Genomic DNA, 20,058 nt, shown 5'->3' on the forward strand with positions numbered 1-20,058 from the left:
TATTTGGATTACATTTTTAGTGTGATATGTCTCTGGACATCCTTTAGATGGGGGCTGCCCTCTACGAATCTAACGCCTTCTTGGCTTTCATTTAAAGCACTCTTCGGCTCCCACTCACTCACATAGCCCGGCTCATCCTGCATGCGCTTCAGCTCTCGCATGACGGCACTGTGGTTCTCACGCACCAAGGCCAGCTCGTCCTTTTGCGGAAACTCCTGCCCCAGAGCGGCCTTGACCGTATCCATTTCGGCCATTTCCTGGCGCACGTTGGCCTGGTAGTTCTGGAAAGCCTGCTCGATGCCCTTTTCCAGAAAGTTATCCAGCCGCTGAAACATGCCGGACAGACTGAATTTCTCGTCAAAGCCGTAGACCAGATTGTCCGGCTGGAACTCCTGATCGCCCATGCCTTTGAGAGCCAGGCGGAATCCGTCACCGCCCGGAGCTTGTGACGTGCGCAGCATGGACACCTCAAAGCCCCGGTACTTGCCCAAGGTCGGCCTTGCTTTGGATTCCCGCGTGATATCCTTCACGCCGTCTCGCAGAATGTTCTGAATCTGCTCACTGTGCTTTTCGGTCAGTAGCTTGCCGTCTTTGAACCACTCCAGTCGGATGCGCTCCTTACCCTTTTCTGTGAAGGTACGGGTGTTGCCTTCCCGTAGGCCACAGTTGGCAGCATAATCTGCTTGTGCCTTGGCAAGGCGACCTTCCGCAGCGCAAAGCCATTTCAGCCGATCCCGCAGCCGGTGTTGCGATCGCTGATGCTGTGAATGCAGGGCTTCGAGCTTGCGCAAGTCACTGGCCAGCTTCACCTGCATAAGAATGAGTGGATTGCCGGAGGCCGCAGCCTTCATATCTGCCGCATTGGCGGCTTCGGACTGCACATCGTCGATGACACGCTGAAGCAAATCCCCTTTGCGGAATTGCTCAATGGCGGCAGCCTTGTATTCTATGGTCTGCCACATGCGGGCATCGTAGGTTTGTTTTGTGGCGTAATAGTAGACGCCTACGGCAAACTTGTCCGGGTCGCGCTCATAGAGCATATTGCCCTGGCGGATGATGCGCCCGTTGCGCTGTTCCAAATCGCTCGGCCTCCAGGGCGCGTCCAGATGATGCGCGGCCACCAGCCGCTTTTGCACGTTCATGCCTGCGCCCATCTTGGCTGTGGAGCCAAGCAGGACGCGCACCCGGCCAGCCTGCATGTCGCTGAACAGCTTACCCTTGCGAATATCCGTGTTGGCATCGTGGATGAAGGCGATCTCGTCAGCGGGAATGCCACGCTCCATAAGCTTTTGCCGCATGTCATCATAGACGGAAAAACGGGAGCCAGCGGCCACACAGGCGTCCATGTCGGCTGCAACTGTGTTGTCTGCGCCGTCATCGTCACCTGCTTCCACGCTGTCTGCATCTTCTTCATCGGAGCCAGCGGCGGGGGCTGTGCCTTCTGAATCTGCACCCCGGAAGAAGTCTTCTTCCTCAAACTCCAAGCCAGGCGTGGGAGCAGGGGCTGCCGCTCCGGCCCCACCCTTGGGGGTGGACAAATCGCAAAACACGAGCTGCGTTCCCTTGTCCGCCGCTGTGTCCTGCCAAATCTGAAAAATGCGCTCCACCGCCGCGTTGCTCTTGGAGCCGTCGTAATCACCGGCTTCAGGGTCGGCAAGGCGATAGTCGAGGCCTGCCTTGCGGGCGTCATTGGTGATTTTCAGCGGGTTGTCGATGCGCGGGTCTTTGGGCAAATGCTCCATGCGCTCGATAATCTTCTCCATGTAGAACGCCTGGCCAGACGACCGCTCCACCACATGATTGAAGGGCTTGCCGCCGTCCACCGGTGGGGTCAGCGGACGCATACCGGCCTTTGCCGCTTGCTCGTCCAGATCGCCCTTCGTCACCACATCCGCAAAGGAGCGGTACATGGAGAGCAGCTCCGGCACGTTCTGAAAGCTGGCAAAGCGCGACTTCAGCTTGTAATTCACCCCCGTGGCGTCCAGCTCCCAACCGTTGGTTATCTGGCCGAAGGTGGAAGCCCAGGCGTCAAAATACTCAATGTTCTTGGCTTTCAGCTCGTCAAACTGCAAATAGCGTTGCAGCGTATAGACCTCGGCAATTGTATTGCTGATGGGCGTTCCGGTCATGAAGTACACGCCCCGGCCCTCGTGCTTTTTTTGCAGATACCGGCACTTGATGAACATATCCAGCGCCTTGGCTGACCCCGTAATATTGCCGAGGCCGGATACATTCATGGTGGTGGTATAGCTCAGGTTTTTGAACTCGTGGCTCTCGTCCACAAAGAGCGCGTCCACGCCCAGGTCGGCAAAATCCACAGCACGATCCTTGGCCCCTGTTCCGGCCATGAGCTTTTCATAGCGGGTTTCCATCTTTTCCCGTTGTTTTTCGAGTTGCTTGATGGTTGCGCGGCCCCCATCATTTTGCTTGGATTCCTCAATGGCCGTAATCACCGCGTCGATCTGCTCTTGCAGGATTTCCTCCTGCATGTCGCGGGGCATGTCGATTTTTTTGAAGCTGGAATGCGCCACCACCACAGCGTCCCAATCGCCGGTGGCCACACGGCTGAACAGGCGTTCGCGGTTCTGCTTGGTGAAATCGTTCTTGTCGGCCACAAGGATGTTGGCCCCCGGATAAAGCCTGTAAAACTCATCGCGCCATTGATACAGCAGGTGATTGGGCACCACTACCATCGGCTTATTCAGAAAGCCCATGCGCTTGGATTCCATGATGGTGGCGATGCAGGCCATCGTCTTGCCCGCACCCACCACATGATCGAACAGCACCGTGCCCTCCTGGATGGAGCGCCAGACCACATCCTTTTGGTGCGGTCGCAGCGAAACATCTGAAGACGCGCCCACAAGTTGGATGTGCGAACCGTCATAACGCGGCGGCACATGGGTGTTGAACCGCTCATTGTACAACGTGGTGAGCATGGTACGGCGCTCATCGTCCGTCCACACCCAATCCAGAAAAGCCTGCTTCACCTCGTCAGCCTTCTGCATGGCAGCGGCTGTGAGTTCTTGATCTACTACCATGATGGGGCGGTCGTTGTCGTCGTACTGGCCGCTTTCCTTCTCCACCTTGATGGGCCGATTGGTGAGCAGGGATTCCAGAATCTTGGAGGCCGGGTATTCGGGGATGCCCCACACTTCCGTATTGGCGGCATGGTCGTAGATACTGACCTTGGCTTCCCAACGTCCCAAGATGGGCACATAATTGATGGTCTGATGTCCCCGGCCACCATGAATGCGCTCTTCGATGAAGTCAGAAAGCACGTTGCCGGGCACCCAGGTGGAGCCGAACTTAACGCCGATGTCCACGGCTTCAATGTCGGGAGGAATGGCGGCGGCAAGGGCTTCCACATTGGCGTGGTACTGCGGGTCTTCCGCTGCCGCTGCCAGCGCCGCCTTGTGCTTTTCGCGGACATTGCCGGTGAGATATTTGTCGCTGATTTCCCATTCCGCACTGGCCGGATTGCGGAAAATCAGGCCCTCGTCTTGCAATTCCTTCTGAATGGTCTCCGCTGGCCGGTGCAGCAACTGATTCATGCGGGCAAAGTCCACCTTGCCCGATTCTCGCAGGGAGATGACCAGGGCATCCTTGGTGGTTTCGGCCTTTTCCGCAGCCTGGGTGGGCTTGAGCACCCGTTGCCGAAAGATTGCCGCTTTCCGCGCTGACGCGGGCCTAAACTCCCGGCCTTGACGCTTGGCCAGGTCTTTGGAAAGCCCCTTGTCGTACTCCAGCTCCAGCGATTCCAAAAGCGAATGCTCCGGGTCGTCGCGCATCAGCCCCCGGTTGGTCTGGGAATTGAGGTGGCCGTGTCGGCGTACAAAAGCGTCATACTGCACATTGAGCTGTCGCCGGGCACCTTCAATAAACTTTTCTTCAGCATCGTTCTTTTCCAGATTGAGAAGGTCACGCAGACTGTCCCGAATCTGGATCATGGAGGCCAGCCGCTGCCGCGCCCCGTCATTTTTGACCGGCAGCTCTTCATAGCTGGCCTCGCCAAAACCTCCGGCCACTTTGAAGACGATTTTGCGGCTCTGCGGCTCCACACAATACGCGCCCATTTTCAGGGACTGGAAGTAGTCGGACGCGATGAAGGCTTCATTGCGCTTTTCGCTGTCCAGTTCCTCTGATGTTTCGGTTCTGGGCACATACTGCATGGGCGGCAGGCATTGGAGGCGCTTTTCAATCTCCTGCCCAAGGTCAATGTCCGCCGACGCCACACAGTTGAGCGCATCCTGAAACATGCCGCCGGAATACACCATGTTGCCGATGATCTGGCCGGGCAGTGCGGCAAAATACTTATTGATGACAGCCGGGCGAGTGCCGCCCTCTTTCAGGTCTTCTGCTTCCACCGTGGCCGTATGCACCCAATCGGTGCTGCGAATGCGCGGGCCGTCATGCTTGCGGAAAAAAAGAATGTCCGTGGTCACGTCCGTGAGCGCATTCTGCCGAAATGCCGTTTCCGGCAGGCGCACGGCCCCCAGAAGGTCGGCTGATTCCGCAATGTGTGCCCGTGCGGTGGGGTCAGCCGCATCCATGAAGAAGCGGCTGACCACAAAGGCCCCGATGCCGCCGGGGCGTAGCAGGCTCAGGGATTTTGCCAGAAAGTAATTGTGGATGGAGAAGTTGCGCAGCTCTGGGAAGTTGGGATCGTAGAGGGTCTGCTTGCCGAAAGGCGGATTGCCGACAACCAGGTCGAAACGCGCCCCCTGAAGCTCGACATTCTGAAAGCCGTTATTGAGATGCCGGGCCTTGGGGTAGAGATAGTTGGAGATTGCCGCCGTGGTGGGATCAAGCTCCACAGCAAGAAATTGGGCGTTGTAGCCTTCCGGCATCAGTCCCATAAAATTGCCGATGCCCGCCGAAGGTTCCAAAACACGCAGAGGCCCGCCTTCGCGCAAGCCCAGAGTGTTCAGCCCCTGATAAATGCCTCGAATGACGGTTTCAGAGGTGAAGTGGGCATCCTGCGTAGAACGGCGGGCCTTGGCGTATTCGTCTGGGGCAAGTAGGCTTTGTAGTATCTGATATTCCGCAGCCCACTTTTCGTTGCGGGCGTCAAAGGCTTGAGGCAGACCGCCCCAGCCCACATAACGCACCAGAATTTTCTTTTCGTCAGGCCCGGCCACCTCAACCTTGCGCTCCTGCAAATCCTTGAGCAGGCGGATAGCGGCAATATTGTCAGCAAACTTTGTTTTTGCCCCACCGTGGCCAAGCCGGTCATCCGGGTCTATATGGTAATTTGCAGGCTCGTATCTATCCCGGCGTTCTGCAAAATCTCCCAGTCGCTCATCCCCTGCTGGCGAGCTTCCCAGGCCGAATCGCTGTTCAGCACGTTCGCTTCCCGCGTCGCTTGCTGATCCAGCGTCACCATGAACGATATTTCCCCCCGTTCCTCCAGGCGGCGCAGGTCGTCCGGCTGGTTCAACGCCCATCTGTCCAAAATCAAATAGGCTGAATTGGTGAACGCCGCGCTGCGTACCTCGCGGATGGTTTCCGCTCGCAACACTGTGCGGGCTATTTCCAACGGAGCTGTTTGTCTGTCGAGCATTATGGGCCTCCTTTGTGTCAGCGTGAGCGTTCTCACGCCGCAGTTCTTCGATTTGATCTGCCGTCACGTCAAAATTGAATGAGAGCTGCCTGGGGTCGTAGGCTTTTTTGCGTGGCCGGGCCATAGGATTTACCTTTTATCGGCCACAGCCTCCCCTCCCTGATTAAAGGTCAAAGCCGCAGCATTGAGGATACGGACGCCCCCACTTGGGTGATCGTCTTCAATAAAGACAACCTTGTCGCCCTGTTCCAGCTTGAGTTGTTTACGAACCGCCACGGGGATGGTGATTTGCCCCTTGGAGGTCATGGTGGCCACTTCCATTTTCATGCAGTGCTCCTTATTTCTTGTTCCTTACTTTCCTTGTATTCCTTACTAAAGAAAAAGCAAGTAGAAAAAGCGAGCACCACCAAGTCAGAGCATTTTTTCGTCAAGCTGCCCATTGGTGATAATGGTGACGATCTTCTCCTGAGCCGCTTGGTCACCAGCACGGGCCTGCTTGGCTATGGCAAGAGCCTCACGCAGTTGCGTGGCCGTGAAATCGCAGGACGGGAAACGAATTCCGGCAAGAATATAGGTGGGCGTTGATGGGATGCGCCCATAGCCCGCCAGAATGTCTTCATTGACGACATCAGCAGCGCCCTTGCTCAAGGCTTCACCAAAGGCTTCTGGTGTAATGGCCGCTTCCTGAAAAGCCAGCAGGAGCGAGGCCTCATAGGGCGTGGGAATACCCAGGGCGGTTTGGGGCAACACCTTGTCCCAGAAAAGGTTGGCCGCGTTGGGCGAGAATTTTTTGAGAGCCTCATAGCTCAGAGCCTTTTTCAGCGACTCGCCATACTGGTCGGTCGGAATATGGCGCACCACGATGCACATATCCGGCGCGGCCCGTTGGGCTTGCAGCGGTTCACGGATGCCGCAGTAAGAGGTAGAGTAGGGGCGCGTTATCCGGTCTGGATGCACTACCCCTCTCTCCGAACCGTGCTTGCACCTTTCGATGCACACGGCTCTCACGGATGCCTCCTTGCTTTGGCTCGCCAATAGGGAAGGTCACGGCGGTGAAGCTCATTGTGGCAATCAACACAGAGAACCATGGTCTTTCGACGCATGGCGCACATCATTTGTTGCCACAGTTGCTTCTTTCCCTGTACATCCTTCAGAGCTTTAATGTGATGAACCTCCATATATCCCCCTGTTTTCCCACAATATTCGCAGGTGTTTGCATTTAATCGCTGCACCAATTCTGAACGAGTCATTGTGAATCGTGTAGTATCCCAAGGAGTATCCACATTAGAATTGTGGATTTTTGGAGGTTCATGGTCTTTCAACCTGAAAAGCCTGTAGGATTTTGGAATTCCGTTGATATTTACCTTCAGTTCATATCCAGATTGAGCAGATAGTTTCATTTTACGAGCTACTTTTCCTATGGAACTCTTGTGCTTATGAGAGAGTGTTGCAAAGAAACTCCATTGGGCTAGACCAATAACTCTTTGCAGAGCTGTTTTGTATCCTTGAGCAAGGGAATAATAATTTGCTAATCCTCTCATTTCCGCATTATATGTCATCAATATTTCCACATCGCTACGCCGTAACAATGCAGGACGACTTTTTGGGCGGAATATTGCCATATCTCCATAGCCATTTTTACTCGCGTATTGGAACATCTTTTCAGATGGAATGTGGAGCTGCATTTTTTCTGAAATTGTCCTTCGATTACAAGTTCCCTTTCCCCATGCAATTTTTGTCGTCTTTGTGCTTGTGTATGTCTTTATATCATACCCAAGAAATCTAACTCCATCATTTGCATCTGCGATACAAGTTTTCTCTTCAGACACTTCAAGCAGAAGAACATTATTTATATATTCCTTCACTTGTAGCATTACTGATTCAGCTTCTTTGCGTGTACCAATGACTCCAATGATGAAATCATCAGCATACCTAACGTAACGAAGCCTCCTATATTTAGAGTCAACGTGTAATCTGGAATTGATAACTCGCATTTTTTTCTGTATCTCTCGGCGTTCGCGTAGTATCTCCTTGCGGGCATCATTCAAAGGTTTGCCTTCTTTGAATTTCTGCCTAAGCTCTCTAAGCTCACGATTGATTATAATCATCTGCCTACACAGCTTTTTGTAATCGGGATTATCCTTTCGTCTTTCACCTTTGTTGAATTGGCAAATCATATCTTCCATAAACGTATCAAGTTCATGAAGGTATATGTTAGCTAATATTGGTGAAATGACGCCACCTTGTGGTGTCCCACTCCATGTAGCATTGTATTTCCAATCTTGAGCGTATCCAGCTTTGAGCATTTGACGAATAATATGAATTATGCGCTTGTCATCAATCTTCTTCTCCAGAAATTCAATCATCTTATTATGATTGATATTGTCAAAGAATCCTTTGATATCAAACTCAATAATCCACTTCGTTCCGTTCCAGACGTTTTTTACCTGTCGCAAAGCAGAATGACAGGATTTTCCCGGTCTGAATCCATGAGAATTTTCAGAGAAAATAGGCTCATAGATTTGCTCAAGAAGGATTCTGACCACTTCTTGCACCAGTTTGTCGTCTCCGGTTGGAATACCGAGAGGACGCAACTTTCCATTCTTTTTGGGAATGTATGTGCGCCGTACAGGTTTCGGACAATATTCACGCCTTGCCAACAGCCCAATCAAATGGTTCACCCTTTCTTCGGAGAACCCATCAAGCGTATTTCTATCTACGCCCTTTGTTATGGCTCCCTTGTTAGAGTATATGTTGGCATAGGCTTGCTTCCACAGAACTTCAGGGTTGGTCGCCAGCCTGAACAGGCCATTGACCCTTCTTCCACTCATGGAAACCTTTGCAATGGAATTCATAGCCTTTATCGTAGTTTCTGTTCGCATTAGCGCAACCTACTTATGACTTGTAATTCCGACATCCATAGCTCCCTTCCCCCACATATTTCCGGCTTTCGTCGCATTCCTGCTTTACTTATACCGTAATTGCGGACCGATTGGATACGTTCTGCCATTGTCATTACAACATGACTTTGGGTACTACGGAGCCTCCGTTGCCATACAGGTTGTCTTTTATAACAAACCAGCTTAGGCAATCCTGTGTTTATCTGTAAGTAAAGATACGTCATGGTTAGGTGCCCTTTTCGTCTTTTCATCCCTATTGGGAAGTGCCATGAGGCAGCAAATTATGACAGATAGAATGCCAGTCCATCATATACCTCATTACAACGTCTCAATCACCTTTTCTTCGTTGTTATAGAAACCAAATATTGCTCAGACTAGGGTTCAGGCAATTCAGCTTTCACCATACATGACTTGCACTTGCATAAGACTATGACCGGTGATTGTCATTCTTTGTGCCTTTTCCAGAGATGCTATGTTCACGTTCCGCTTTCGCAGTTTCAGCTTTTACAAGCACCGCTAACTCTGGCGTGCATGGAATCTATTTGCAATTCCAGGGTATTCAACCCACTTCCCTTACAAACTTACACAGCGCACCATTCAAGGTTGACCCAGTACTCCACCAGATCGCCCTGGAAGTCTTTGGCAGGCCGCCCGTCCAGGCATTGCCGGTCGGCCAATGCCTCGCCGGGAGTATAGGGCAGAGCCAGGTCTTTGTTGACCTGAGCCCTTACGCCTACTTCCACGGCCACCCGATCCGACATAGGGGTTCCGGCATGGGCCACATGCAAAGAGAAAAGCACCAGGGCCGCCGCTATCATTGAAAGAGCACTATGCCGCTGCATCATAAGAAACCTCCTGCCCCAACTGGAGCAATTGCGGCACACGAAGCTGTGCCCTTTTGAGTGAAGGATTGGCGTAGAACATATCGCCGCGCACCACCTGCCCGGAAAAGATGAAATGGGCTTCGCCTTCAATTTGTTCCTGAAGATCGCGCAAATCCACGCGATCTTCTTTTTCTACGGTGGTGTTCATGGTGTCTGCGTAGGTGGAGCCAGACTTGTCAGTGACCGAGAAGCCAGAACTGCGCACTACTGTGACTTGTCCAGCTAGGCCGCGTATCAATTCCCATGTTTTTTCCGCGTCTTGCATCTTCATGAAAATTTTGATTGATGTGTTGGCCACCATTTGTTGGCCACCTTTTTTGTCTGCCTCGATGATACCCGCGTAATCCTGGCTGGCCACAATGGCCGCAATGCCAAGCCCCCGCCCTTGAGTGAGCACCACTTCAAAGCCTGGCGTCACAATGGCCGCGTATTCATCCACGATGCACAGATAGGGGCCAATGCCGATGGCGTCCGTGGGCAGAGATTCCAGCACGTCAGCGGCATCACCCTCTGTTCGCGATCCAAGGCCGACAGCGCAGGCGTTGCGGATTGCGCTCAGACTGATCTTGCCAAGGTTGGCAAGTTCAGTGGGAGCTTTTTCCAGGGATGGCAAGGTGACAACCAAGACACGCCGTTGAAGAATCGCATCCGCGAAATCCACTTCGCTATCTTCCACGCCGTAAATATGGGCGTAGGTGTCTGTCAGGCTGGAGAGCGTTCTGCCGAAATAGCTTTGGGCATAGCCGTATTGCTCTGCAAACGATGGCGGCTGGTCTTTCATTTCCCGTCCTGCTATCCAGCCGGTATTAGCCAGGGCATTCTGAATGGCTTCACGGCTCGACTGAGTAAGTTCTGGTCGCAAAGCCAGTGCCACACTTTTTTCAAGGTTCAGCGAATCTCTGATCACATTGGCGGACAGCTTGATCAGGCCTTTATCCCGCAAATCTACCAGGGCATACATAACGCCGGTGATCAGTGTTTCAGCCTTGCTGGCAAAAATACTGTTCCCGCTGTCCGAGGCAGGCATCAGCGCCATGAGGAGCTGCGTAAGCCCTTCGGCGTTGCCCACGGTAAACGGATTATTGGTATTTGAGCGTCGCTCCGGCGTCTTGGTCTTTGAAGGTCGAACTGGCGCATCATCTTGATCTGTCTCGGCAGTGCTGTAGTTCAGCACCCGAAAATCATCATCCCGGCCAAGAAAACGAGCCATTTGCCATATCTGGTAAGACAACTTTGGGGAGGCCTTGGGATCGATATAAAAAAGTCCGCTGCCGGTAGCCAGGGAGTTGAAGGAAAGCGACACCAATGTTTCCGTTTTGCCAGAGCCGGTAGTGCCGAAAAGCAATGTGTGGGTCAGGATGTCCTTGGCTTTTAACCACAGCTCCTTGCCGTCCTGTAAACGGTTGCCCAAAAAGAAAATTCCTTCGGGCTTGGCAAAGGCTCGCCGTCCTGGCAGGGGGTCGCCTTTGTCCGTACCGGAAAGGCCCAGAGGCATACGGAAAGGAAGACGTTCATTTCTCACACAAAGACAGCGCAACAGGAAAAAGAACAGTCCAAGTCCGAAAAGCGGCGTTGCGGCCACAGGGAAGGCAAACAGACACACCCCCGCCCCGAACACGCCGCAAGTCTGCACCGTACCATTTTTGAGGGCGTCTATCGCCTGATGCACGGGGGAGCGCACATCACGCAGCAATGTTTTACGCTCCTGCGCCTCTCTATCTTCCAGGCCACGTATTTTTCTGTCACTCACACGTCACCTCAACAAAGCTCGTTTTGCAACGCCGCATCAGTATTGGCGTCATACTCGCTATTCTCTTCTGCCACGGCAAAGACAACATCCTCATCCAAACTGAGGCCCGCTGATTCGAACAGGCGCGGCATATCGGTAAGCCAGCCTTGTGCGGTCAAAGAATCCTTGATTCGCGCCACAGCATGGGCCATATGAGCTTCCCGCAATGCCCTGCCTGCCCGTTCTTCCGCTGCATAATGTGCCCAGGCTGCAAATCCCTCTGCCCATGCCGCCCGGCCTCCGCACTGATTGAGCGCGTACCAGAGCGGACGATCCAAAGGCCGCAGCCAAAGAAACTGCGATGAAGCCAGCACACCCTTTTTTCGTGCCAGGGTGAGCATCGCCATGAAGAGGGGAAGTTCAAACGCCGTATGGCGTTTGAGAAATGATTCTGTCAGCAGTGTTTTATGGGCATTCCAAAATCCCACTACTGTTTTTTGAAAGGTGGCATCCTCCAAAACAAGACAGGCTGGGGGCTGCTTTTCTCCTTCAATATACGAGGTGGACATGGCATCCAGCAGTTCTATACAGTCTTGCTTGTTCCCGACAGCGTAAGAGAGTAAAGCACTGGCCAGGGTTTTGCGTTCAAGGCTCATGGCCCCAAAACCGCTGAACTTTCTGCCAAGCTGGTCTTGAAGCACACTGACGGCTTTTGCTTCGTCCAGATGGGCGTGTCCATATGCCGGGAGATTCACATCAGGCATTCCCCGCCGAAGAGCTTGATCCGGCGTAAAGGCTTGTCCATCGCCGTCCAGCAGCAGGCCATGTTCCAGGGCAAATTGCACAGGGGTGCGGGCAATGCGCCAGGGGCCGTTGTCGTAAGACTCCCTCGACAGAAGGTACTTGCCGCGCCCCACTACTGGACGCAGGCATGGGAAGGATTCCGCATTGTTTTTGAGCAGGCCCTCCATGTTAAAGCGCCGGGTGAGGTCTTTTGTTCTGCTCATGAAGATGGAAGCAGCGCCGAGCGCCCCCAGCATCAGGACATAGGGCCAGCGAATCCACTTTCCGCTGTAGCTGAGTACATTCATTACCTGATCCCAGGTAAGCGCTGCAGGGTCTGCCTCGGCAATGCGGCTCCAAGCTGTGTGCGCTTCGTCGGAAAAAGGCGTAAACGCCAAAAGCTGCGCGTTGGCCAGTTCAAGCAATGAGCCATTGATACTGCCCGCCCGCCTGGCGTACCAGGCAGGCACCAGCAACAGAACCGTCACCATCAGGCAAATCAGCAGAAACATCGTGTTACCGCTGTCTTCATGCTGATTTTTCATTGTGCGCCTCCTGTTCTGAGCAGAAGGCTTTCCAGACCGGTGCGCTCCAGCTTGGCCAAGTGTTTTTTGACCCGGCCAAGATAGGCATCACGCAAATGCGGGGTTCGGGAATGATACGCGCCCACGGCGTCCCAGATATTACGGGTACGGTCGTATTCCTTGCGTAAAACCCAGGCGGCAGCGTAGGCGTTGGTGCAGCCGTCACGCAACACCATGTCCGGCGAAAAGCCTGCCCGCAGTAGCTCCTTGACGTGACAGGTGTTCACCTGAAATGCGCCCAAATCCCACGTTCCGTTGGTATTGCTCAAAGCCTGACCAGTTTTGCCGCCTTCGGTGGCCAAAATGCCCACCAAGGCAGCCAGGGGCAGATTGTAGGCCTCGGCAGCGCCCACCACACATTCCCAGGAGAGCGGACGAGCTTCCGGCAGCATGGCCTTTGTCCGAGCAGCGGCATGTACCGGCGGAGCCAGAAAGCAGAGCGCCATAGCAATATATAAATATATTTTTCTATGAAACATATGTTTATATTTTGCTATCACTTGAGTTTGCGGATAAGCGCCCCAGCCACAGAACTGCCAGAACCGGAAACCTGAAAGGGGTTGTTTTGGCCAATACCATTGATGCTGGAACGCGCCTCGCTCAAAACTTCATTCATCTTGCTCTGAATCATGGAGTCCACCTGACGGCACATGCCGTTGACAATGGAATCCATGCTGGGAATGCTCACCCCCAGAGAAAAGGCATCGCCAATGCTGGCAATACTGCCCAGGCAATTGGACAGAGGCCCGCGATCCTCTTCAGGGTCGGGCATGGTGGTGTTGTGGGTTTCCTTCACACGGGTGTTGCGTTCCTTGATGGCGTTCATGGCCGCGTTTTGAGTGTCGTCGCACGAGCCAGCAAAACAAGGAGTGGCACAAAGCACGAACATAAGTGTCAGAAACAGTGACCTCATTTTTTGACCTCCTTCTTGCTGCCAAAATCGGGTTTACCGTCTTCACCCACCTGATAGAGCTGCTTGCAGCCGGGATAGCCGGAGCAGCCGAAGAACGGGCCTTTGGCACTCTCACGGCGCACCAGTGCCTTGCCACAGGCTTTACATTTGAACTTGGAGAGTTCGGCTTTTTTGCGAGCTTCACCGGGCTTGCCGTCCACATTGGCGTAGCTGGCATTGCAGGCGCGGTCGGAGCAAGAGAAGAAATCATAGGTGCCGGAACCGTCGCGGCGCTGGCCCTTCATGTGGACGAGGGCTTTGCCGCAGGCATCACAGGTGAAATTGGTGGGTTCCGGGGTCTTGCGCTCCTGCCCAGGATACTTTGAAGTGAAGGCGGTCACTTCAGATACAAGCCGGGCATGGGCTTTGTTCATTACTTCCTTATAGGCCGCCTTGCCCCCGGCTATGGCGTCCAGAGAATCTTCCATCTGGCTGGTGAACTCAAAATCAAGAAAAGAAAAAACCCCAGTGAGCAAATCCACCACCTGTTCACCAAGCGGCGTAGGCACAAGAAAACGTTTCTCCACCCGCACATATTCACGGCTCATGATGGTATCTACAATGGCCGCGAAGGTTGCCGGACGACCGATTCCTTTATTCTCCAGCTCTCGCACAAGGCTGGCTTCGGAAAAACGCGTGGGGGCTTTGGTTTTCTTATTCACCAGCTTGCCGCCAGAGGCGGTGATATTTGCCCCTTGGGGTAACATGGGCAAAGGATTAGGGGGCATATCCACTTCCCCTTCTTCATCCTGCATGGCCGCGTCGGAAGCAGTGAGCGCCCTCCAGCCCTGATCCCGCAAAACACGGCCCTTGGCTTCAAAAACCGCTTCTTTGCCGTCCAGTTCTGCTCCCATACGCACAGTACGCACAGCATACACGGCGTCAGCCAGTTGTGAAGCCAACGTTCGCAAGCGGATGAGACGATACAGGGCCTGTTCGTCCGGGGTGTCTCCGGCCTCTTCAATTTCAATGTGCGTGGGGCGAATGGCTTCATGAGCCTCTTGCGCCCCTTCTCTCGACTTCCATACGCGGGGCTTGTCCACCAGGGGCCAGCCCCGGCTTTCACAGAAGGCTCGTATTTCCGTAACAGCTTCCGCAGACAAATTGGGTGAATCCGTGCGCATATAGGTTATGTGGCCACCCTCATAAATCTTCTGCGCCAGTTGCATGGTTTGCTTGGGCGTAAACTTGAGGGCATTGGAAGCGGCCTGTTGCAGACTGGACGTGGTAAAAGGCGCGGGCGGAGCTGTGCGGCTCTCCGATTCCTTGCATTCAAGCACCGTCAGCGAGCGCACAGCAGCGGCCTTTTCAGCCAACGCCTTGTCCAACAGGTATTCCTGCCCATTCTCCAGCCAGGGTTTGCTGAGCCATGTTGCGTCCCAGCCGTCCGCAAAAGAGACTTCCGCACCAAAATGGCTTACGGCTACAAAGCTCTGAATGGCCCGCTCACGTTCCACCACCAGTCGTACAGCCGGACTTTGTACCCGTCCGGCAGACAGGCGTGTTCCAGCCGCACGGGAAAGCGGCCCGCTGACCAGATAGCCGCAGAAACGATCCAGAACGCGCCGGGCTTCCTGGGCCGACACCAGCGCCATATCCAGCGAGCGAGGATTCTTGATAGCCGCCTGAATGGCGGCAGCCGTGATTTCTCCGTAAGTGATACGCTTTGCCGCTTTTAGCCGCAGGGCGTCAGCAAGATGCCAGGCGATGGCCTCGCCTTCCCGGTCTGGGTCTGTAGCCAGATAAACGGCAGAGGCCGAGGCCGCCAGCCCCTTCAAGCGGCTGAGCACTTCCTTGCCACGTTCCGTGGGCAGGTACGCCGGGGTGAAATCCGGCAAGGCAATGCCCAGCTCTCGTTCCGGCAGATCACGCACATGGCCCACAGAGGCAACGACCTTCCAGTCATTGCCGAGGAATGATTGCACCTTCTTGATCTTACCGGGTGATTCCAAAATGAGCAGGTTCATATCACATCCTCATCCGTGATGCTGAGGTTTCGGTTCCTGTGGGAGCAAGGGCCGTCCGGTTTTTCTCGTCCAGTTCCATGCTCAGGGTCTGGGCAAAGGAATCACAGAGCGAAGCCAGAGACCGGGCAGCTTCGGCATCCTGTTTGAGAGCCATGTTCAGAAACTCTGGATTTTGCAGAATGATCCGCGCTTTGCTCACCGGGTCGTCCGCAGCTTCAAAGGCCGCTGCCGATTGAGCAAAGGTAGGAGACGCAGGCCGGACTTGCGGTTCTTCCGTGCTTCTGGCCGCAAGATGCGCAGGCTCGTGCAAATGAACGCCGGTGGTCGCATCTCGCTGTTTCTGCGTGGCCACAAGTTCCGGCCAGACTTCACTACGCGGAAACCATTGGGCCTTGGGTTGTTCGCCCATTTCAAACTGGTGCATGATGGTCAGTACCTTGGCCGCTTCCGCTGCCGCCTGAAATACGGCCTTGGCGTCGCCTCCGGAGAAAGTCTGATTCCATTTGCTGATGTAGGCCGAGGAATTGCTTTCGGGCATGGGCAAATCGAACCTGGCCCCGGCCAGCATGGAGAACATTTCGGCCCGCATTTCTTCAAAAGCGTAGTTCTTGAGGTTATGAGTCTGCTTTTCCTTACGATTTTCCCGCTTGGAGTGGCCTGTGGCATGATATGTCTCATGCAGTTTGGAGGCGTAGTATTCTTCAGTACTGATGAAGCGTTCAGGAAAAGGCATTTTCACCATATCGGCCTGCGGTTCGTAGTAGGCATCACCCGTGTGATGTTCCACCGGGATGCCCGTGCAGGCGATAAAGCGTTCAACAAAGTCATTGCGCTCCACAGCGGTCATGGCGTGGGCCTGGCTTTCCTTGGGCGGAAAACCTTCGATCTGCGCAGCGTTGAACACAGTGAACGGATAGAACAGCGTCATACGCTGCACGTCTGGAACTTCCAGTCCTTGGTCTTTTTGGGCAGTAAATTCCTTGATCTGCTTGTCGGTGAGATATTCCCATTTGCCGTCTTCCTTGACGATGAAGGCAATTTCTTCAGGACGAAGAAGTTTGGTGCCCTTGGCCCCCTTTTTGATCTTCATATCGCGAGCCGGATGGTCGGCCTGAACTTGCTGGAATTGTTTGAACGTCATCCACCTGTCGTCCTGGTAGCCGTTGACGATGCTGGTGAGCATGAGCTTGACCATGTTGGCCCCGCCGTATTCGCGCCCCGTTGTGGCGCAAAAGGGCATCCCCAGCGGGGCATCAGCCGTCCAGGGTTTTTGCCACTTGCCCGCTGTTTCGGCCAAGACAAGCATGTTTTCCGCCACACTGTTGACGAACTCTTCCTGCACTTCGCGGCTGATCTGGAAGCGGTTTTTCTTTTCCGCCGCTTGTTCCTGGCTCATATAGCCTCCTGCACGTCAACGATCACCGTGTCCGGTTCGTCATGTGGGCTGAGAAAACCAGCTGCAATGGCGTCTTCCCGGCTCATGACAAAAGCTCCGGCGTCCAACTGCCGTTCAATGTCCGCAGGGGTAAGGGGGACTCGCTCCTTTTCCGGCAGGCGCACAGGAGCGTCAAAAAGGCCGTAACTGTTGGGTTTTGATGAACTCATGATGTCTCCATAGAAATATATTTTTATATTTTGCATAGAAAAATATGCTGCATGAGATGAATTTTGTGTTCTGCCGAGGAAAACGAGCTTTGCCCGAAAGGAGTGTACTCTTCTGGTACATGAATGAAGGGCAAAGCGATGTTTGACAAAGGCAGAACGCAAAAGGCGCCCATGCACTACCAGCGGCAACGTTGCCGCCAGTGTGCTTCGTTGTGTTTGGTCTCCCTCCGCTTGCCCATAAAGGCCACGCGCAGAGCGCGGGCACAGGCCAGCGGCGTCATGCCCGTGCGCTGCACCAGATAGAGAGCGACAATGCCGATCACCGCCACACAGGCCGTCCAGTAGGCCCAATGAAAGAGCCACAGCGCCAGGGGAAAGACGGCACGAGCGTCCAGAATGAAAATCTTGGGTGTGAGAGCGGTGTCCCGCCAGAGCAATTCACGTTTCATTCGGCCTCCGTATTGATGGGTTGCGTCGCTTTGCGCTCCGCCATGATGGACAGGTAGTGTTCCTTGGCGATGCTGCCGGCAGCATTGGCTTTCATCGCCGCGTCCTGCATCCGCTGACCGTGCCTGGTGAGCAGGTCTTCACACTTGGGAATGAGTCGCTCCAGCGGCGTTTCCAGCAGCGCCTCGCGTATTTCCGGTGTGAAGGGCAGATATTCGCGCAACGCGATGCGTCCATTGCCGCTCGCCCTTGGCAGAAGGCGCTGATTGACCACCAGCCGCAGACTGGAAAGCAGCGTCACCGAAATTTGCAATCGCTCTTCCACGGGAAAAACATTGATGATGCGTGAAAGGGTTTCCGGCACCGAGCGGGTATGCACGGTGGAATAGGCGGCAACCCCAGTTTCCGCACTTTCGATCATCCCACGCAGGGTTTCTGCGTCACGGCTTTCACCGATGAGCACCACATTGGGCGCGGTGCGGGTGGAGTTGCGTACCGCACGAATGAAGGATTGCAGATGTTCAGGGATGGTGGTTTGAGAGACTGGGCCGCCTTGCTCAGGCAGGTGCAAAAAGTCAAACTCAATGGGGGACTCATAGGTGGCCACGTTACGCCCACCTTTTTCGATGATATGACGTAAAATGGCTGCCAGCAGCGTGCTCTTGCCCGATCCCATAACGCCGGTGACCAGCACAAGGCCGTTTTCCGGCATAGCATGATCCAGAATACTCTGTTCAACGCCCAGATCTTCCAGCAGAGGCGGCGTTGATGGAATAGTACGGAAAACGATTTTGACTCCGGTGGAGTATCCGTCCGCCACTGCGCCCGCATTGCCGCGATAGCGACGGCGCACCCCGCGTGTTTCCTCAATCTGATGGGCAAAGTCGTAATCGTCCTGGCTCGATTTGATAAAGGCCGCGACGGAATTGTTGCGGGTCAGGCGTTCCAGCCCGGCCAACAGCTCGTCCGTGGTGATGGGGCGCGTGGTGATGCGCCGCCATACCCCGTCTTTGCGCACCCAAACTGGCTGACCGGAGCACAACTGGATGTCCGACATCCCGCAGCCGCTTGCCCAGAGCAGCATATCGTTAATATTGTCGGTCTCCCAACGAATGCGCGGTTCACGCGGGTACATTTCAAGAGCTTCAGACACGGGTCACTTCCGGGGAGCTGTTGTAACGGCGGTAAAGGCAGACGGCGCGGTGATGCGATAGACCTTCTGCCCAATGTGCAGCTTGTTGCCGTTGTCTGTGGCCTTGGTGCCCAATTCAGCAGAAGCCGTACTGACCTTGCTCAAAAGATGCTGCGCCGTAAGCAGGTGATAGAGCATCACGCCCCGGTACTGCCGCGCCATACGGGACACGTTGTCGGCAAAAAGCTGATCCGCTTCCATGAGGCCCTGCGCCCAGGCTTCGCGTACAGCAGCCCGCCAGATGACGCGTTCCTTGTCGTTTTTGGGCATGACTGCGGGATTGGGCTTTTCCGGCTCAGGAAAAGCATCCACCATGAGAAACTCGCGCCAGTTGGGTACGGTGGAGATGTACCGGGCGGGTTCGAGCAACTCATATGAAGTCGCTGCCGCTGTGGCTGTTTCGCCGGATTCAATCCGCATGGATGCCCCGGAGCGCGTGAGCACTGGTGGCAGAATCAAGGCCTCGCCCTGAGTCATGAGGAGCGGCCCAAAGTTGAAGGCTGTGTCCATGATGGAGCTGTGGGCCTCGGTTGCGGCCACCAGTTGTTTGTAACGCCAGGCAATGGCCGTCTGAAACGTGACGAGCTGCGCCGCCTCTTTTATGGCCGTGGGCCGCATGAGGCTGACGGCGGTTTCTTTCTCAGACGCGCCCTTCATTTCCAGCAGCGCCGCCAGTTCTTCCGGCTCGCCCCGGCGTGGGCCTTGGCTCACATCAACAGGGGCAGACACCGTAAGTACTTGCCCTTCCTCGTGCGCCTGAGCAGGCGTGGACGTAGCCGCAAGCGTGGCCTGTGGTGGAAGCGGCAAAGGAGGTGATGGCTCCTGCACTCTGGAAGCGCAGCCACCGAGACAAATCAGGAACACAGTCAGCAACAGGCAGAAATGACGGTTCATGACAACCCCCCGGTACTCACGGTGCGGGCCAGAGTGATACTGCGGCCAATGGGATCAACTCGCACCACCGCCTGCGGCTGTACCTGCCAGGCAATGTCTTCCAGCAGCACATGGGCCGGACGATTCAAACCGCGCACCACCACGGTCAGCATTTGCGCCGTGGGCTTGCCCGTTTCCTGATAGCGGTAGCCAAGTTGCAGGCAGATTTCTTTAAGCGCACCTTCTGCCGGGCCAGTCCAAGAAATGGACACCGGTTGGCTGAGAACGGGATCGGCAGGCGGCAAAAGCGGCTGCAAGCCCTGGCCCCGCAGCTTGGCCAGCATGGCAAGCTCGCTGTGAGCGACCTCAGCCGCATCGCCCAAGGTCACGGCCACAAAGTCTCCAGGGCTTGCCGGGGCAACCACCTCTCCCTTTTTTGCACAGCCCGCAAGCAACAGGATGCACAAGCAAAACGCGCATTGTTTCATGATAATTCGCTCCATTACAGGGTTTTCATAGTAATATATTTTTATATATCACTATGCGTTCTATTGATAATATGTTTATATAGTGCTATGGATG

The 20,058-nt window shown here is 54.6% G+C and carries 17 protein-coding genes; all 17 read right to left on the reverse strand.

The genetic code is table 11. The features are described 5' to 3' along the window. Positions 1–8 precede the first annotated feature (8 nt). The 17 genes from J7I12_RS07920 to J7I12_RS08000 all read right to left on the reverse strand — a co-directional run bounded on the left by J7I12_RS07920 (position 9) and on the right by J7I12_RS08000 (position 19,979). On the reverse strand, positions 9–5,138 hold the full coding sequence (locus J7I12_RS07920; RefSeq protein ID WP_498793518.1) for a helicase-like domain-containing protein: 5,130 nt from the start codon (positions 5,136–5,138) through the stop codon (positions 9–11). Positions 5,139–5,239: 101 nt separating this feature from the next. After that, complete coding sequence (locus J7I12_RS07925; protein WP_208360797.1) at positions 5,240–5,560, reverse strand: hypothetical protein; 321 nt, start codon at positions 5,558–5,560, stop codon at positions 5,240–5,242. 129 nt (positions 5,561–5,689) lie between these two features. Beyond that, positions 5,690–5,887 (reverse strand): AbrB/MazE/SpoVT family DNA-binding domain-containing protein, encoded by a 198-nt coding sequence (locus J7I12_RS07930; protein ID WP_208360795.1) that lies wholly within the window; start codon positions 5,885–5,887, stop codon positions 5,690–5,692. A gap of 84 nt (positions 5,888–5,971) precedes the next feature. After that, positions 5,972–6,430, reverse strand: coding sequence for a hypothetical protein (locus J7I12_RS07935; protein WP_498793520.1), 459 nt, complete (start codon positions 6,428–6,430; stop codon positions 5,972–5,974). A 134-nt stretch (positions 6,431–6,564) separates the two neighbouring features. Further along, positions 6,565–8,415: a group II intron reverse transcriptase/maturase gene (gene ltrA / locus J7I12_RS07940; RefSeq protein WP_208360791.1), complete on the reverse strand. Its 1,851-nt coding sequence runs from the start codon at positions 8,413–8,415 to the stop codon at positions 6,565–6,567. 626 nt (positions 8,416–9,041) lie between these two features. Next, positions 9,042–9,221, reverse strand: a complete 180-nt coding sequence (locus J7I12_RS07945; RefSeq protein WP_498793522.1) for a hypothetical protein — start codon at positions 9,219–9,221, stop codon at positions 9,042–9,044. Between the two features lie 67 nt (positions 9,222–9,288). After that, a complete protein-coding gene (locus J7I12_RS07950) occupies positions 9,289–11,094 on the reverse strand; it encodes a type IV secretory system conjugative DNA transfer family protein (protein WP_498793524.1) in 1,806 nt (601 codons plus the stop codon). Between the two features lie 8 nt (positions 11,095–11,102). Beyond that, positions 11,103–12,401, reverse strand: coding sequence for a secretion/conjugation apparatus DotM-related subunit (locus tag J7I12_RS07955; protein WP_208360785.1), 1,299 nt, complete (start codon positions 12,399–12,401; stop codon positions 11,103–11,105). Then, entirely contained in the window at positions 12,398–12,832 is a 435-nt protein-coding gene (locus tag J7I12_RS07960; protein WP_498793525.1) for a lytic transglycosylase domain-containing protein, read from the reverse strand. Before J7I12_RS07960 ends, J7I12_RS07955 begins: the two co-directional genes overlap by 4 nt. 104 nt (positions 12,833–12,936) lie before the next feature. Beyond that, positions 12,937–13,266: a hypothetical protein gene (locus J7I12_RS07965; RefSeq protein WP_208360781.1), complete on the reverse strand. Its 330-nt coding sequence runs from the start codon at positions 13,264–13,266 to the stop codon at positions 12,937–12,939. A gap of 83 nt (positions 13,267–13,349) precedes the next feature. After that, entirely contained in the window at positions 13,350–15,359 is a 2,010-nt protein-coding gene (topA, locus tag J7I12_RS07970) for a type I DNA topoisomerase (RefSeq protein ID WP_208360779.1), read from the reverse strand. A 1-nt stretch (position 15,360) separates the two neighbouring features. Continuing rightward, positions 15,361–16,755, reverse strand: coding sequence for a zincin-like metallopeptidase domain-containing protein (locus J7I12_RS07975; protein ID WP_208360777.1), 1,395 nt, complete (start codon positions 16,753–16,755; stop codon positions 15,361–15,363). After that, positions 16,752–16,964 carry a hypothetical protein gene (locus J7I12_RS07980; protein ID WP_208360775.1) on the reverse strand — a complete coding sequence of 71 codons (213 nt, stop codon included), beginning with the start codon at positions 16,962–16,964 and terminating at the stop codon, positions 16,752–16,754. The genes J7I12_RS07975 and J7I12_RS07980 overlap by 4 nt, the downstream gene beginning before the upstream one ends. Before the next feature lie 176 nt (positions 16,965–17,140). Then, the gene (icmT, locus tag J7I12_RS07985) at positions 17,141–17,413 is read right to left on the reverse strand and encodes an IcmT/TraK family protein (RefSeq protein ID WP_208360773.1); all 273 of its coding nucleotides are present in this window, start codon (positions 17,411–17,413) and stop codon (positions 17,141–17,143) included. Beyond that, the gene (locus J7I12_RS07990) at positions 17,410–18,564 is read right to left on the reverse strand and encodes a type IV pilus twitching motility protein PilT (protein WP_208360771.1); all 1,155 of its coding nucleotides are present in this window, start codon (positions 18,562–18,564) and stop codon (positions 17,410–17,412) included. The genes icmT and J7I12_RS07990 overlap by 4 nt, the downstream gene beginning before the upstream one ends. A 3-nt stretch (positions 18,565–18,567) precedes the next feature. Next, entirely contained in the window at positions 18,568–19,332 is a 765-nt protein-coding gene (locus J7I12_RS07995) for a type IV secretory system conjugative DNA transfer family protein (protein ID WP_498793527.1), read from the reverse strand. Between the two features lie 161 nt (positions 19,333–19,493). After that, positions 19,494–19,979, reverse strand: coding sequence for a DotD/TraH family lipoprotein (locus J7I12_RS08000; protein ID WP_498793529.1), 486 nt, complete (start codon positions 19,977–19,979; stop codon positions 19,494–19,496). Positions 19,980–20,058 lie beyond the last annotated feature (79 nt).

It is taken from the genome of Desulfovibrio diazotrophicus, from assembly GCF_902498985.2.
Lineage (GTDB): Bacteria > Desulfobacterota > Desulfovibrionia > Desulfovibrionales > Desulfovibrionaceae > Desulfovibrio > Desulfovibrio legallii.

Coding starts and splice junctions, on each gene's coding strand:
- J7I12_RS07925 (WP_208360797.1), bottom strand. CDS start 5,560: ATGCTCGACAGACAAACAGCTCCGTTGGAAATAGCCCGCACAGTGTTG.
- J7I12_RS07930 (WP_208360795.1), bottom strand. CDS start 5,887: ATGAAAATGGAAGTGGCCACCATGACCTCCAAGGGGCAAATCACCATC.
- J7I12_RS07935 (WP_498793520.1), bottom strand. CDS start 6,430: ATGTGCATCGTGGTGCGCCATATTCCGACCGACCAGTATGGCGAGTCG.
- ltrA (WP_208360791.1), bottom strand. CDS start 8,415: ATGAATTCCATTGCAAAGGTTTCCATGAGTGGAAGAAGGGTCAATGGC.
- J7I12_RS07945 (WP_498793522.1), bottom strand. CDS start 9,221: ATGTCGGATCGGGTGGCCGTGGAAGTAGGCGTAAGGGCTCAGGTCAAC.
- J7I12_RS07955 (WP_208360785.1), bottom strand. CDS start 12,401: ATGAAAAATCAGCATGAAGACAGCGGTAACACGATGTTTCTGCTGATT.
- J7I12_RS07960 (WP_498793525.1), bottom strand. CDS start 12,832: ATGCTGCCGGAAGCTCGTCCGCTCTCCTGGGAATGTGTGGTGGGCGCT.
- J7I12_RS07965 (WP_208360781.1), bottom strand. CDS start 13,266: ATGAACGCCATCAAGGAACGCAACACCCGTGTGAAGGAAACCCACAAC.
- topA (WP_208360779.1), bottom strand. CDS start 15,359: ATGAACCTGCTCATTTTGGAATCACCCGGTAAGATCAAGAAGGTGCAA.
- J7I12_RS07975 (WP_208360777.1), bottom strand. CDS start 16,755: ATGAGCCAGGAACAAGCGGCGGAAAAGAAAAACCGCTTCCAGATCAGC.
- J7I12_RS07980 (WP_208360775.1), bottom strand. CDS start 16,964: ATGAGTTCATCAAAACCCAACAGTTACGGCCTTTTTGACGCTCCTGTG.
- icmT (WP_208360773.1), bottom strand. CDS start 17,413: ATGAAACGTGAATTGCTCTGGCGGGACACCGCTCTCACACCCAAGATT.
- J7I12_RS08000 (WP_498793529.1), bottom strand. CDS start 19,979: ATGGAGCGAATTATCATGAAACAATGCGCGTTTTGCTTGTGCATCCTG.